Origin of the sequence: Tabrizicola flagellatus (assembly GCF_046295235.1) — a bacterium.
GTDB classification, from domain to species: Bacteria; Pseudomonadota; Alphaproteobacteria; order Rhodobacterales; family Rhodobacteraceae; genus Tabrizicola; species Tabrizicola flagellata_A.
The window spans coordinates 26569-40102 of the sequence record NZ_JBKBLV010000005.1; the positions used below are offsets into that span (position 1 = coordinate 26569).

17 protein-coding genes and 1 pseudogene are annotated in these 13534 nt (G+C 65.9%); 7 read left to right on the forward strand and 11 right to left on the reverse strand.

The annotated features are described in order from the left end of the window. Positions 1-11: 11 nt before the first annotated feature. From ACK4IU_RS03000 to dxs, 3 genes and pseudogenes are all read right to left on the reverse strand, one after another. Complete coding sequence (locus tag ACK4IU_RS03000) at positions 12-203, reverse strand: restriction endonuclease (RefSeq protein WP_409731512.1); 192 nt, start codon at positions 201-203, stop codon at positions 12-14. A 55-nt stretch (positions 204-258) separates the two neighbouring features. Further along, positions 259-825, reverse strand: a pseudogene (locus ACK4IU_RS03005) (restriction endonuclease); the annotation flags it as partial. A gap of 241 nt (positions 826-1066) precedes the next feature. Then, positions 1067-2980 carry a 1-deoxy-D-xylulose-5-phosphate synthase gene (dxs, locus tag ACK4IU_RS03010; protein ID WP_409731515.1) on the reverse strand — a complete coding sequence of 638 codons (1914 nt, stop codon included), beginning with the start codon at positions 2978-2980 and terminating at the stop codon, positions 1067-1069. A gap of 260 nt (positions 2981-3240) precedes the next feature. Here dxs and ACK4IU_RS03015 point away from each other — a divergent pair, with 260 nt between their 5' ends. Then, entirely contained in the window at positions 3241-4023 is a 783-nt protein-coding gene (locus tag ACK4IU_RS03015; RefSeq protein ID WP_409731518.1) for a hypothetical protein, read from the forward strand. Positions 4024-4026: 3 nt separating this feature from the next. Here the strand turns inward: ACK4IU_RS03015 and ACK4IU_RS03020 are convergent, their stop codons facing one another. The 3 genes from ACK4IU_RS03020 to ACK4IU_RS03030 are packed head-to-tail and all read right to left on the reverse strand — an operon-like array spanning position 4027 to position 6043. Next, positions 4027-4896 (reverse strand): polyprenyl synthetase family protein, encoded by an 870-nt coding sequence (locus ACK4IU_RS03020; RefSeq protein WP_409731521.1) that lies wholly within the window; start codon positions 4894-4896, stop codon positions 4027-4029. Then, positions 4893-5132 carry an exodeoxyribonuclease VII small subunit gene (locus ACK4IU_RS03025; protein ID WP_409731524.1) on the reverse strand — a complete coding sequence of 80 codons (240 nt, stop codon included), beginning with the start codon at positions 5130-5132 and terminating at the stop codon, positions 4893-4895. Before ACK4IU_RS03025 ends, ACK4IU_RS03020 begins: the two co-directional genes overlap by 4 nt. Further along, positions 5129-6043 carry a histone deacetylase family protein gene (locus ACK4IU_RS03030; RefSeq protein WP_409731527.1) on the reverse strand — a complete coding sequence of 305 codons (915 nt, stop codon included), beginning with the start codon at positions 6041-6043 and terminating at the stop codon, positions 5129-5131. The genes ACK4IU_RS03025 and ACK4IU_RS03030 overlap by 4 nt, the downstream gene beginning before the upstream one ends. A 99-nt stretch (positions 6044-6142) precedes the next feature. On the opposite strand from ACK4IU_RS03030, the gene ACK4IU_RS03035 reads away from it, so the two are divergent. From ACK4IU_RS03035 to ACK4IU_RS03045, 3 genes are all read left to right on the forward strand, one after another. Continuing rightward, entirely contained in the window at positions 6143-6595 is a 453-nt protein-coding gene (locus ACK4IU_RS03035) for a hypothetical protein (protein ID WP_409731530.1), read from the forward strand. A 33-nt stretch (positions 6596-6628) separates the two neighbouring features. Then, on the forward strand, positions 6629-6904 hold the full coding sequence (locus ACK4IU_RS03040) for a hypothetical protein (protein ID WP_409731533.1): 276 nt from the start codon (positions 6629-6631) through the stop codon (positions 6902-6904). A 365-nt stretch (positions 6905-7269) separates the two neighbouring features. After that, positions 7270-7965 (forward strand): outer membrane protein, encoded by a 696-nt coding sequence (locus ACK4IU_RS03045; RefSeq protein WP_409731535.1) that lies wholly within the window; start codon positions 7270-7272, stop codon positions 7963-7965. Between the two features lie 23 nt (positions 7966-7988). On the opposite strand, the gene ACK4IU_RS03050 is transcribed toward ACK4IU_RS03045, so the two are convergent. Both ACK4IU_RS03050 and ACK4IU_RS03055 read right to left on the reverse strand, forming a co-directional pair. Beyond that, positions 7989-8687 carry a response regulator gene (locus ACK4IU_RS03050; protein WP_409731538.1) on the reverse strand — a complete coding sequence of 233 codons (699 nt, stop codon included), beginning with the start codon at positions 8685-8687 and terminating at the stop codon, positions 7989-7991. After that, positions 8684-9178, reverse strand: coding sequence for a MarR family winged helix-turn-helix transcriptional regulator (locus ACK4IU_RS03055; RefSeq protein WP_149587245.1), 495 nt, complete (start codon positions 9176-9178; stop codon positions 8684-8686). Before ACK4IU_RS03055 ends, ACK4IU_RS03050 begins: the two co-directional genes overlap by 4 nt. Before the next feature lie 139 nt (positions 9179-9317). Between ACK4IU_RS03055 and ACK4IU_RS03060 the strand changes: the two genes are divergently transcribed. Then, a complete protein-coding gene (locus ACK4IU_RS03060; protein ID WP_409731542.1) occupies positions 9318-10184 on the forward strand; it encodes a branched-chain amino acid aminotransferase in 867 nt (288 codons plus the stop codon). A 60-nt stretch (positions 10185-10244) separates the two neighbouring features. Here the strand turns inward: ACK4IU_RS03060 and ACK4IU_RS03065 are convergent, their stop codons facing one another. Next, positions 10245-10673, reverse strand: coding sequence for an organic hydroperoxide resistance protein (locus ACK4IU_RS03065; protein WP_409731545.1), 429 nt, complete (start codon positions 10671-10673; stop codon positions 10245-10247). A 119-nt stretch (positions 10674-10792) separates the two neighbouring features. Here ACK4IU_RS03065 and ACK4IU_RS03070 point away from each other — a divergent pair, with 119 nt between their 5' ends. Next, positions 10793-11224, forward strand: a complete 432-nt coding sequence (locus tag ACK4IU_RS03070; protein ID WP_409731548.1) for a MarR family winged helix-turn-helix transcriptional regulator — start codon at positions 10793-10795, stop codon at positions 11222-11224. Positions 11225-11293: 69 nt separating this feature from the next. Here ACK4IU_RS03070 and ACK4IU_RS03075 read toward each other — a convergent pair whose 3' ends face one another. After that, positions 11294-11461 carry a hypothetical protein gene (locus tag ACK4IU_RS03075; RefSeq protein ID WP_200833871.1) on the reverse strand — a complete coding sequence of 56 codons (168 nt, stop codon included), beginning with the start codon at positions 11459-11461 and terminating at the stop codon, positions 11294-11296. A 158-nt stretch (positions 11462-11619) separates the two neighbouring features. Between ACK4IU_RS03075 and ACK4IU_RS03080 the strand changes: the two genes are divergently transcribed. After that, positions 11620-12474, forward strand: a complete 855-nt coding sequence (locus ACK4IU_RS03080) for a fumarylacetoacetate hydrolase family protein (RefSeq protein WP_409731551.1) — start codon at positions 11620-11622, stop codon at positions 12472-12474. On the opposite strand, the gene queG is transcribed toward ACK4IU_RS03080, so the two are convergent. Continuing rightward, positions 12471-13523, reverse strand: a complete 1053-nt coding sequence (queG, locus tag ACK4IU_RS03085) for a tRNA epoxyqueuosine(34) reductase QueG (RefSeq protein WP_409731554.1) — start codon at positions 13521-13523, stop codon at positions 12471-12473. The two genes, ACK4IU_RS03080 and queG, sit on opposite strands and share 4 nt — an antisense overlap. Positions 13524-13534 lie beyond the last annotated feature (11 nt).

Consider the following 13534-nt stretch of genomic DNA (forward strand, 5'->3'; position numbering starts at 1 on the left):
CGCCGGCGGGCTCACCCTTCCGGATCGGCGAAATAGTCCTCGTCCACGCTGCGGATGACATAGGACACCCGGTCGCGCACACCCACGCCATGCCGGATCATCAGCCGCGCCAGCTCCCGCCCGCCGATCAGCTTGACCCGGTGCTGCACCTTGGAGAGGTATCCATGCGCCGCGGCCGAGAAATCCGAGGTGGTGACGAACACCCCCCTTCGTCGCCCCCTCTTCGGTCAGGCTGCCGATGAACTGCTGGATCGCCGGGCGCCCGACCTTGGTCTCGGCCTGATAGCGTTTCGCCTGGATATAGACCGCATCCAGCCCCAGCGCGTCCTCGTGGATGATCCCGTCGATCCCCCCGTCGCCGCTGGCCTTGGTCATCTCGTGCTTGCCGAACGAGCCGGCACCGTAGCCCATGACTTTCAGAAGATCGAGGATCAGGCGCTCGAAGCGGATGGGATTCATCCGGTAAAGTCGCTGCAACAGGTCTTCGATAAGCCCGGCCTCGGCGTCCTTCGAGGCCCGCTCGATCAGGTCTTCCGGGGTCTCGTCGGGCAGGTCCGCAACGTCGCGCGACAGACTCGGGGCAGCCTCCCTAGATGCATTCCTTTCGGCGGCCTCGGCCATCGCCGCCTGATGGGTCGGGATCGACTTGATGATCCGCCAGTCCAGCGGCTTTGCCGCCGCCAGCCACGCCCGTCCCTCAGCCGAGGCACGATAGACCCAGCGTTCTGGCCTTTCGACCAGCCCCGCCTTCAGCAGATGAAACACCGCCCAGTCCGCCCGGTCAAACACGCGGGTGCGGGTGCCGCTGTTCAGCATCTCAGCCATGTCGTCGTCCGTCAGCCCGAACTCGACCTTCAGCGCGGGCAGTCAGTCCCGCGTGTTCCGCGCATCGGCCGCCAAAGGCCGCAGGCAGGGCGACAGGAATTCACCCATCGTCGGAATTGGCATCTCACCCCCGGTTCAGCAGCCTCGCAGATCATCGCGAAAAGGGGTTAACACCACCTTAACAGCTGCAAGCCTTTTCAAGATAAATCAACAGTTTGGCGGATTTGTCCACCGTGGACACTCACGCCCTCTTCCCCACCACCGCGACGCCCAGCGCCTCCAGCACCCTGGCCTCGATATGCCCCGCATCCAGCCCCGCGACCCGGTACATCGCTTCCGGAGAGGCCTGATCGATGAAGATGTCCGGCAGGATCAGGCTGCGGAACTTCAGCCCCCGGTCGAACACCCCTTCCTCGGCCAGAAGCTGCGCGACATGGGACCCAAAGCCCCCCACCGCGCCTTCCTCGACCGTCACCAGCGCCTCGTGCCCCGCCGCCAGTTGCAGGACCAGGTCCCGGTCCAGCGGTTTGGCAAACCGGGCATCCGCCACCGTCACCGACACGCCACGAGAGGCCAGGGCCTCCGCCGCCTTCAAACTCTCCGACAGCCGCGTCCCGAAGGACAGGATCGCCACCCGCGACCCCTCGCGGATCACCCGGCCCTTGCCGATCTCCAGCGGCTGGCCCCGCACAGGCATCTCCACCCCCACGCCCTCGCCCCTCGGATAGCGGAACGCGATCGGCCCCTCATCCCAGGCCGCCGCGGTGGCGACCATATGAACCAGTTCCGCCTCGTCGGCGGCCGCCATCACCACCATCCCCGGCAGGTTCGCGAGGAAGGCCACGTCGAAGGCCCCCGCATGGGTCGCCCCGTCCGCCCCCACCAGCCCCGCCCGGTCGATGGCAAAGCGCACCGGCAGGCGCTGGATCGCCACGTCATGCACGACCTGATCGTAGCCACGCTGGAGGAAGGTCGAGTAGATCGCGCAGAACGGCTTCATCCCCCCCGCCGCGAGGCCGGCCGAGAACGTCACCGCATGCTGCTCGGCGATCCCCACGTCGAAACACCGCTTCGGGAACCGCGCGGCGAAGAGGTCCAGCCCCGTCCCGTCCGGCATCGCCGCCGTCACCGCGACGATCTTCTCGTCCCGCTCGGCCTCGGCCACCAGGCTTTGCGCGAAGACCTTGGTGTAGGACGGAGCATTCGACGCCGCCTTCACCTGCACCCCGGTCAGCACATCGAACTTTCCCGTCGCGTGCCCCTTGTCCCGCGCCGCCTCGGCCGGAGCGTATCCCTTGCCCTTCTTCGTCAGCACATGCAGCAGCACCGGCCCCGTCGCCCGCGCCTTCAACGTGCGCAGCACTGGCAGAAGCTGGTCCAGGTCATGCCCGTCGATAGGCCCGACATACTCGAACCCCAGCGATTCAAACAGTGTGCCCCCGACCGCCATGCCCTTCAGCATGTCCTTGGCCCGCTTCGCCCCCTCCTGGAACGGCGAGGGCAAAAGCCCCACGATCCCCTTCGCCACCTGCTTCAGATCCTGCATCGGCGCGGCGGCATAAAGCCCGCTCAGATAGGCCGACAGAGCCCCCACCGGCGGGGCAATCGACATCTCGTTGTCGTTCAGGATCACGAACAGCCGCTTGCCCAGATGGCCCGCGTTGTTCATCGCCTCGAACGCCATGCCCGCGCTCATCGCCCCGTCGCCGATCACGGCAATCGCGTCGCCCGGGTCGCCGCCCAGATCGGCCGCCATCGCAAAGCCCAGCGCCGCCGAGATCGAGGTCGAGGAATGCGCCGCCCCGAACGGGTCGTAGGGGGACTCGCTGCGCTTGGTGAAGCCCGACAGACCGCCCTCCATCCGCAGGGTCCTGATCCGGTCCCGCCGCCCGGTCAGGATCTTGTGCGGATAGCATTGGTGGCCCACGTCCCAGATCAGCTTGTCGCGTGGGGTATCGAACACCGCATGGAGCGCCACCGTCAGTTCGACGACCCCCAAACCGGCACCCAGATGACCGCCGGTCACGCTGACCGCCGAGATCGTCTCAGCCCGCAGTTCGTCGGCCAGTTGCCGCAGCTCGCGGTCGGACAGCGCCTTCAGGTCCGAGGGCAGCGTCACCCGGTCAAGCAGGGGGGTATTGGGTCGGTCTGGCACGGACGGGCCTCGGCTTGTTTCTGCTGATCTAGACCGAATTACCGCAGGGGGCAATCTTGTCCAGGGCGCAGACGGAAGTGATGCAGTTCTACCTCAGCGCCAATCGACCCGTTGCCGACACAACTTTAGCGAATATTGGTCACAATCTGATGGTTTTAAATCGGCAACCGGATGTGTCCGCCAGAGGAAGCAACGACCTCTGAGTTTTGTCCGGCTGAACCAGTTTCCAGGTCCGGCTCCCATCATTACAAGAGGAATATATGTGGCGCAGAACCCCTGAAGCAATTTTCGCCCGTCATCACTGCAACATCCGTCCTGTCCTTCGGTCCCTTGTCAGTGCTGTGGCGCTGGTAGTGACTTGTCAGGCCCAGGCCGGGACGCCCGATATCCTGCATCGTCCCGCAGCGCCCGTTGCCGTAACGACGCCGTATCGGGCCGTGAACGATGATACGGTCAGCTTGTTGACCGCCCTGATCGCGATCGAGCGTGACCTGCTCTTGGGTCAGTTGTTCCTGCACGACGGCATGGTCAACGCCGAAGGCTCGCATTTCACTCATCCCCGCAAGGAAACCATCCCGCAGATCAGGGATGCTCTTGCCGCACGCGGCGCGCCGGATCTGGAACCGTTGCTCATCGCGTTGGAAGAGGCAAAGGACGTGAAGGCGGCAGATGCTGCCTATCTCGCCGCCCTGGCCGGAGTGAAGCGGACCAAGGAGGCGCTGGCGCCCACAGGACAGGACGTGCTCAGGGCGGTGATCCACAGTGCCGAAGAGGCACATGCGATGCTGGACCCGTCGGGCACGACCGGCGTCACGGCCTATCAGGAAGCCTGGGGCATGCTGATGTCGGCGCGCGGAGAGCTCGATGCCCTCGCCTTCAGCAGCGATCCGGTCGTGAAGCAGAGCGCGGCAAAGATGGTAGTGGCCTTCGACGGTGTCGTTCTGCTGGCACCCGACCCGGCGGCCCGTGCTGCGGTGCAGTTCGATCCGGCGGTGGTCGCCGAACTGATTGCAACCATCAAAGGGCTGGTGGACTCTGTCTGAGCGTCAGCTTTCGCGTTCGATGACGAAACGGGCGGCGGCGCGCAGGTTCGCCGCCCTGACACCGTAAGGGCTCAGCGCCGCCTCGGCCTCTGCCACCAGAGCCCGCGCCCTGGACCACGCCGCGTCCAGCCCAAGGAGTGACACGAAGGTCGCCTTGCCGGCGGCTGCGTCCTTCTGCGCCCGCTTGCCCAGAGTGGCGCTGTCGCCCGTCACGTCCAGGATGTCGTCGGCGATCTGGAACGCGAGGCCCAGCGCGGCGGCATAGCGCCGCAATGGGCCCGGGTCGGCACCGGTGATGACCGCCCCGGCCTGGGCGGCAAAGCCGATGAGTGCGCCGGTCTTGCCAGCCTGCAAGGCCGTGATCTCCTCCAGCGTCAGCGGTCGATCCGCCGTTTCCGCCGCGATGTCCAGCGCCTGGCCCAGCACCATCCCGTCGATGCCAGAGGCGCGCGCCAGACCGGCAACCAGTTCCATCCGCACGTCCGCCGTCCCGAGAACCGGGTCGCACAGAAGTTCGAAAGCCAGCGTCTGCAAGGCATCCCCCGCCAGCACGGCAGTCGCCTCGTCCCATTTGCGGTGAACCGTGGGCTGCCCGCGCCGCAGGTCGTCGTCATCCATGCAGGGCAGGTCGTCATGCACCAGCGAATAGGCATGCAAGGCCTCGATCGCCGCCGCCGCGCTAAGCGCCCGCTCCTCGGCAACGCCCAGCATCCGCGCGCCTTCCAGCACAAGGAAGCCGCGCAACCGCTTCCCTCCGCGCAGGGCATAGCGCATGGCGTGGGTCACGGGCTGGTCGGCGCGGCCATCCAGCGCATGCATGAGACGCGCTTCGCACAGCGCCGCATCGGCCGCCAGCCGTTCGGGGAAGTTCACATTCCCTCCGCCGGTGTCGTGCCGACCGCTCGGCCTTCCTGGGCCCGGATCAGGTCCACCTTCTCCTCGGCCTCGGCCAGCTTCTTCGCGCAATGCGCCTTCAGCTGCGCGCCGCGCTCATACAGCGCGATCGACTGCTCCAGGGGCACCTCGCCGCGCTCCAAAGCCCCCACGACCTGCTCCAGGGCGGCCATCGCCTCCTCGAAGCTCATCGTCTCAACCGCCTTGTCGCTCATCGGCTCCGCTCCTCCAGCACGCCCACATGCGCGGCAACGCAAGCCGCCAGCGCGTCGAGATGATAGCCACCCTCCAGCGAGGATACCACCCGCCCCCCGGCGAAATCGCACAGGCGCTCGGTCAGCCAGCGATAGTCCTCCGCCTGCCATTCCAGCCCCGCCAGCGGATCGTCGACATGGGCATCGAACCCCGCCGATATGAGCAGCAACTCAGGTTCCCATGCCGCCAGCGCCGGAAACACGACACCCTCGTACACCGCCCGCATCTCGCGCCCGCCCGAGCCCGCCCGCAACGGCACATTCAGGATCTGCCCCTGCGCGCCCCGCTCCTCGGGCCGCCCGGTCCCGGGATAAAGCGGCATCTGGTGGCTGGAGACGAACAGACACCGACCCTCGTCCCATAACAGATCCTGGGTCCCGTTCCCGTGATGCACGTCGAAATCGACGATCGCGACACGGCCCAGCCCGTGATGATCCAGCGCCCGCTTCGCCCCGATGGCCACCGTCCCGAACAGGCAAAAGCCCATCGCCGTCTCGCGCTCGGCATGGTGCCCCGGGGGTCGTCCCACCACAAACGCCGTCTTCGCTTCCCCCGCGACGACAGCATCGACCGCCGCGCAGATCCCCCCGACCGCACGCAGTGCCGCCTGCATCGACCCCGGAGACAGGAAAGTATCTCCATCCAGTTGCGCCCACCCCTCGGTTGGCACCGCGGACTTCACGTGCGCGAAATAGCCCGGCGGATGACAACGAAGCACCTCGTCGTCGGCACCCATCGGACACGCCCGGCGCTGGACCGCCAGCCCGGCCAGCCCGCGCTCGACCGCCACCAGCCTATCCACCCGCTCGGGATGGCCCGGCGGCGTGACATGCCGTTCGCAGTCAGCATGGGTGTAGACGAAACAGGTCATCGCAATCCTCCTGCCGGACATCCTGCGCTTTCGCGGCGCACGTTCCAAGACGGCCATTTCTTCATGAGTTGATGCAGATCAACGACAACATATGCTTACATGCGATATCTTATATGTGTTAAATGGGGTGGTCGGCGGCGATCCCGAGTCAACGAGGAGAGAAAAGAGATAGCTAGTAAGAAGAATGGTAGTGTCGGTTACTTTGCTCTGAGTGCTGCTGCGGCCCTGTCGTTGGGCACCGCTGCCTTTGTCGCTCCGCAGTGGGCCGACGGATTTGCACCTGCCGCCTGGGCGCAGGAGGGCGAAGGTGGCAAGGGCGGTCAGGGTCAGGGCGGACCGGGAGACGATTCGGAAGGCAAGGTGCCGAAGGCGGGTGCTGCGGGCAATGCAGGTGGCAAGCCGGTCTGGGCCCAGGAAGGCATCCCCGAGGTCGAGCTCGGTCGGCTGAACGTCGCTCGATCGCCCGACAAGGTGCTGGATCAGGCGCTGGAAGAAGCCGTTGCGTCCCTTACACCCGAAATGATCGCATACTACGAACTCTCCCTCGCCTAAGCACAGGACGAGCTTTCGCTGAACTTCGACAACGTGGCCTTCATCGATTCTCCGCTGCAGAATCTGGCCCTGCTGAAAGACCTGCTGGCAGGGGGCACGGCACTGACCGGCGCGGGCGTGGACAACGACGAAACCCTGCTGGCGGCGATGTTGCTGGGTGCGGCCTCGGACAAGACGATCACGATCTCGACGGATACCGTCATTGCGGTGACCACGATCCTTGGCACCCCGGTGACCGGCGATGCCACCGCCGATCTCGCGGATCAGGCCGAGGATATCCGGGTTGCGATCTTGGCCGGGCACGGCTGAGCGGCAGAAGAGCAACACTGAACAAGGCAGGTCTCCGGCAACCATTGGTGGCCGGAGATTTTTCTGTAGGGATTGATATTCAGATTTCGATATCTGAAATGGCAGGGGTCGACATGAAGAATAGGGACTAGGCCGAGGGGATCTCCACGCGCATTCTTCTTGCGTCGGGGGTGTTCGGGTTGGCGCTCGGAGGGCTCGCGCCACTCTCGACGTTCCATGGCGCGGCCTGGGCGCAAGATGATGGGGGCCATGATGACGGCGGTGGCCACGGTGGCGGTGGTGGTCACGGAGGCGGCCACGGTGGCGCGCCGGTACCACCGGTCGCTCCGCCGGTGCTTCCGGGCGGCGACGGCAGCACTGCCGCGATGTCCGGGGGTGCGGGCGCGACGTCAGGCAACTATCTGCGTCTCGAGCTTGGCGCGGCCTTCGGCAGCGCCGGGGATGCCAACTGGCTTCCGCCCGTCTACCCATCTGACCCGCAGGTGTTCTTCGACCTTGATCTGGACACTGCGCCTATGGCCGCAATCGGCATCGGCCACGACTATGGCAGCGGCTGGCGCGGCGAGGTCTCGCTGAACCTGTTCGGCAAGAGCGATTTCTCCGGACCATGGAGCTACACGATTCCCGCCGATCCCGGCCCGCACGCCGATATGGAAGGCTCGGTCCGCTCGGCCGCCCTGATGGCGAACGGCTACCGCGATTTCGAGTCCGGCAGCGCCCTGACTCCCTTCGTGACCTTCGGCCTGGGCATCGCCCATAACACGATGGGTGAGTGGACCCGGATCAATCCGGACGCCGGCCGCGAGCGCCGCAGCTTCGAAGGCGGCAGCGACACCGGGCTGGCCTGGTCGATCGGCGCGGGTGTCTCGTGGGATGTGGGTCCGGTGATGGGCTCGGCCCCGGCGATGCTGGACCTGACCTGGCGCTACTTCGACCTGGGGTCTGTCAGCGGTGGCACCGAAGCGCTTCCGGGCAGCGGCGCGGGTGGAAGTCCGGTCGAGGGGCTGAACTTCGACGTGACCGACCACGTTCTTGCCTTGGGCCTGCGGATTCCGATGTAAAGCAAGGGGGGGAACACCCCCCCTCAGTCCGGCTGCAGCATGTATCCCTCGCCCCGCACCGTCTGAAGATAGCGCGGAGCCTTCGGGTCTTCCTCGATCTTGCGCCGCAGGCGCGTGATCTGCACGTCCACCGCCCGCTCCTGCGCCGCATCCTCGCCGCCCGTCTCACTCACCAGACGCTCGCGGCTCAGCGGAACGCCGGGCTGCGCTGCAAAGACCCGCATCAGCTGCGCCTCGGTCGCGGTCAGTCGCACCGGGATCTCGCCCCGCCACATCTCGCCCCGGTCGAGATCGTAGCGCACGGCGCCCAGATGCAGTATCTGCCGCACCGGCTCCGCCGGCTTGGCCACCGGCACACGCCGCAGGATGGCATTGATGCGTAGAAGCAGCTCCTTCGGCTCGAAGGGCTTGACCAGGTAGTCGTCCGCCCCGGCCTCGAGCCCCTCGATCCGGTTCGCCGCCTCTCCCCGCGCCGTCAGAAGCAGGATCGGCGTCGTCATTCGCTGGCGCAAATCGCGCGTCAGCGTGACGCCATCCTCGCCCGGCATCATCACATCCATGACGATCAGGTCGAACTCCAGGCCCGACAGGATCCGGCGCGCCTGTGAAGCATCGCGCGCGACAGATACCAGGAAACCGTTTCGTATCAGGAACTTCTGCAACAGACTCCGGATACGTTCGTCATCGTCGACGATCAGCAGATGCGCGTCCGGGACCATCACCCACCCTCCTTCAGGCGGTTGTACTGGCGCCGCATCTCGGGATCCATCATCGCTTCCAGCACCTGCCGGAAGCCAGCCACCGCCTGCGGCCCCGCCGCCCGATAGGCCGCCCGCATCCGCGCCCGCTGCGCGTCCGACAGTTCCCGTTCCAGCATCTGTCCCTTGTCCGTCAAATGCAGATGCCGTTCCCGTGCATCCACCTTGCCCTTTTCACTGCGAACAAGGCCATCCTCGATCAGGGTGCGCAACACACGATTCAACGACTGCTTTGTAACACCCAGGATCGACAGCAGGTTGGAAACCGTCGTTCCGGGAGAGCGGTGGATGAAATGGATCGCCCGGTGATGCGCCCGGCCGTAGTTCATTCCCTCCAGGATCCGGTCCGGGTCCGCCGTAAATCCGCGATAGGCGAAGAACATCGCCTCGATCCCCTTGCGCAGTTGCTCATCCGTCAGGAACAGCAGGTTCTCGCCGCCGGGTGCCTCTGCCATCACCACCTCCATTTCGGCGGAATTTACGTCAGCCTTGTTGACTTTCCAAGTATGAACCCGTAACTCTCGGCCGATTTCGCGCAAGAATCTGTCCGGAACGGACCTTTCGGGCGCAACATTCGCAAAACCGGAGGCGGAAATGGCAGGCTACGACGATCGCGACGGGTTCATCTGGATGGATGGCAAGCTGGTGGAATGGCGCTCCGCCAAGGTCCACATCCTGACCCATGCGCTGCATTACGCCTCTTCGGTGTTCGAGGGTGAACGGTGCTACAACGGCAGGATCTTCAAGAGCCACGAGCATTCCCTGCGCCTCCTGCGCTCGGGTGAGCTCTTGGACATGCCGATCCCGTGGACGGCGGAACAGATCGACGCCGCCAAGGACGAGGTGCTGAAGGCCAACGGCCTGACCGACGCCTATGTCCGCGCCATCGCCTTCCGCGGCGCGGGGGACGAGATGGGCGTCGCATCCCTCGGCAACCCGGTCCGTCTTGCCATCGCCTGCTGGTCCTGGGGCGCCTATTACGGCGACGCCAAGATGAAGGGCGCCAAGCTCGACATCGCCAAGTGGAAGCGCCCCTCGCCCGAAACCATCCCGTCCGAGGCCAAGGCCGCCGGTCTCTACATGATCTGCACCATGTCCAAGCATGCCGCCATGGCCAAGGGCTGCTCGGACGCGATGATGCTGGACTATCGCGGCTATGTGGCCGAGGCGACGGGTGCGAACATCTTCTTCGTCAAGGACGGAGAGGTGCATACACCCAAGCCGGACTGCTTCCTGAACGGCATCACCCGCCAGACCGTGATCGGGATGCTGCGCGACATGCAGATCAAGGTGCACGAACGCCACATCCTGCCGGAAGAGCTGGAGGGCTTCGAGCAGTGCTGGCTGACCGGCACGGCGGCCGAGGTCACCCCGGTCGGCCAGATCGGCGATTACACGTTCGAAGTGGGCGAAATGACCCGCCGCGTGGCCACCGAATACGAGCGCCTCGTCCGCGCCTGATTTACATGAGGCAAGGAAGGTCGGGCCGCGGGGCCCGGCCTTCTGCATTTGTTCGGGGGGTCAGAGGATTTCCGTCACCACCTCGATGTTGCCCTTGGTCGCGTGGGAATAGGGGCAGATGAAATGCCCGCGCTCGGCGATCCGTTCCGCCACGGCCCGGTCCACGCCCGGCATCGACACCACCAGCCGCACCTTCAGACCAAAGCCGCCCTCGCTGCGACCGCCGATCCCGACATGGGCGGTGACGGTGGCCGCCTCCGGCACCGTGCCCAGCTTCTCGCTCGCTGCTGCAAACCGCATCGCCCCCAGATAGCAGGCGCTGTAACCCAGCGCGAACAGCTCCTCCGGGTTGTGACCAAGACCGGATCCGCCCAGTTCCTTCGGGCTGGCGTGGGTGATGGTCAGTTGTCCGTTCGCGAGGGTGGCAACCCCGTTGCGCCCGCCGCCAGTTGCCTTTGCTTCAGTCCAGTATTTCGCGTCCACAGTCATTTCAAGTATCCTTCAGTTACGATTAAATCGTCCACGATTCAGAAATCACGCCAGGTCTCCCGGGTCAAGCCTGTCTGCAAACGGTTGCGTTTAGATCGCTTGCGACCTATCATTTTGCCATGACCCTGCCGCCATCCGACATGCTCTGCTTTGCGCTGCACTCCACTGCCCACGCAGTGCATGCCGCCTACGCCCCGCTGTTGCATCCGCTGGGCCTGACCTACCCGCAATATCTGGCCATCTCGGCGCTCAGCGCCCGGGACGGAATGACCGTCAGCCAACTCGGCGCCGAATTGCGGCTGGAGTCCAACACGCTGACTCCATTGCTCAAGCGGATGGAAGCTGCCGGCTGGCTGACCCGAAGCCGCGACACCCGCGACGAGCGGCAGGTGCGCCTGTCCCTGACCGACGCTGGCCGCGACCTTGCCGAACGCGCGGCCGAGGTGCCCCGCGCCTTTGCGCAAAAGACAGGGCTCCAGATGTCCGAGATCGCTGACCTGCGGGACATTCTCGCCGCCCTGCGGGACAAGCTGAAGCCTGCAAAACCCTGACGAAGTGTTAACGCGGACAGGGAAGCCCTTGAAAGGACTTGCCCCGGGATCCTGTCCACGCTGGACAGCTCAGACGGTTCGGCCCCGCTCGATCCGCAGGAACTGGACCAGCCGGGCGGCACCCGAAGCCCCCCTGGCGCGCAGCCAGGTGTCACGGGGCGTGCGGGACAGGCGCAGGAAATGCTTGACGCGGGCTCCGGTGGACCGGGCGCGATGGTCGGCAAGATGACGGCTCATGCTCTCCTCCCAGAAGTCTGCAGGACTGACAGCATGCACCCGAATCGCCCAGTCGCCAACCTTTTCGAGAGCTCGTTCCGCGTGATCTTGCCAGTCCACCGTCCGGGCGGCTAGCCTGCGCTCGGCACCCAGTTTTCGACCCGGACAAAGGACACGCAATGAAATTGCTGAGATACGGGCCCAAGGGCAAGGAGAAGCCTGGCCTCCTCGACGCGGCCGGCCGCATTCGCGACCTCTCGGCCCATGTCGCGGATATCGGCGGCGAGGCCCTGTCCCCCGCCAGTCTGCAACGGCTGGCCGCGCTGGATCCGGGCAGTCTCCCCCTCGTCCCCGGCATCCCGCAGCAGGACATCCGCCTTGGCCCCTGTGTCGGCGGCACTCGGAAATTCGTCTGCATCGGACTGAATTACGCCGACCACGCCGCCGAGACCGGCGCGGCGATCCCCACCGAGCCTGTCGTCTTCAACAAGTGGATCACCGCCATGTGCGGCCCTGACGACGATGTCGAGATCCCGCGCGGCTCGGTCAAGACCGACTGGGAGGTCGAACTGGGCGTCGTGATCGGCACAGGCGGCAAGTATATCGCCGAGGCCAACGCCCTGGACCATGTCGCCGGCTATTGCGTGGTCAACGATGTGTCCGAACGCGAATACCAGACCGAACGCGGCGGCACCTGGGACAAGGGCAAGGGCTGCGACACCTTCGGTCCGACCGGCCCCTGGCTGGTCACGAAGGACGAGGCCGGCGACATCGGAAATCTCAAGATGTGGCTCGAGGTGGACGGCCATCGCTACCAGAACGGCTCGACCGCGACGATGATCTTCGGCGTGGCCCACATCGTCTCCTATCTCTCGCAGTTCATGTCGCTGGAACCCGGAGACGTGATCTCGACCGGCACCCCGCCCGGCGTCGGCCTGGGGCAGAAACCCCCGGTCTACCTGAAGGGTGGCGAGGTCATGCGGCTGGGGATCGACGGGCTGGGCGTGCAGACCCAGCGCGTGGTGCGGACCTAAGTTCCGGCGGCCCCGGTCAGCCGCCGCACGGCCCAGGCCGCCGCATCCGCCACCGCGGGATCGGGGTCGTCCAGCCGCTCCGCGGCCACGACGGCCAACCCCGGCAAACGCGAGTTCCCGATCGCATACAGCACGTTCCGCACCAGCCGATCGCGCCCGATCCGCTTGATCGGACTGCCCGCGAACATCTCCCGGAATCCGGCATCGTCCAGCCGCGCGAGGCTGGACAGTTCCGGCAATCCGACCCGGGGCTGATACCCCATGTCCCGCGCGGCGACGGCGAACTTGTTCCAGGGACAGACGGCGAGACAGTCGTCGCAGCCATAGATCCGGTTGCCCATCAACCCGCGCAACTCCTCGTCCACCGGCCCGAGGAGCTCGATGGTCAGGTAGGAAATGCAACGCCGCGCATCCAGCTGATAAGGCGCGGGGAAGGCTGCCGTCGGGCAGATGTCCAGACAGGCGGTGCAACTGCCGCAATGGGTGACTTCCGCCGCGTCGGGCTCCAGCTCCAGCGTGGTGAAGATCGCGCCCAGAAACACCCAGTTCCCCAGATCGCGGCCCAGGAGGTTGGTATGCTTGCCCTGCCAGCCCAGCCCCGCCGCCTGGGCCAGCGGCTTTTCCATCACCGGCGCCGTGTCGACAAAGACCTTTATCTCGCAGTCCGTCTCCTGCCGGGCCGCCTCCTCGATCAGCCAGCGCCCCAGCCGCTTCAACCGGCGCTTCACCAGGTCATGATAATCCTTCCCCTGGGCATAGACCGACACCACCCCCCGGTCGCTCTGCGTCAATCCCGCCATAGGATCGGTTTCGGGCGAATAGGCCTCGGCCAGCATGATGACCGACCGCGCCTCCGGCCACAAGGCGGGGGGAGACCCGCGCCAGGCCTCCCGATCCGCCATCCAGCCCATCTGCCCATGGCGACCTTCGGCGAGGAACCGCCGCAGCCGCCCGGCCGCCTCGGGCACAGCGTCGGGCCGGCAGACCCCGGCCTTCACGAACCCTTCCTCCAGCGCGCGCGCGATCAGGCGGGCCTTCAAACCCTGCATGGGCTTGCCCT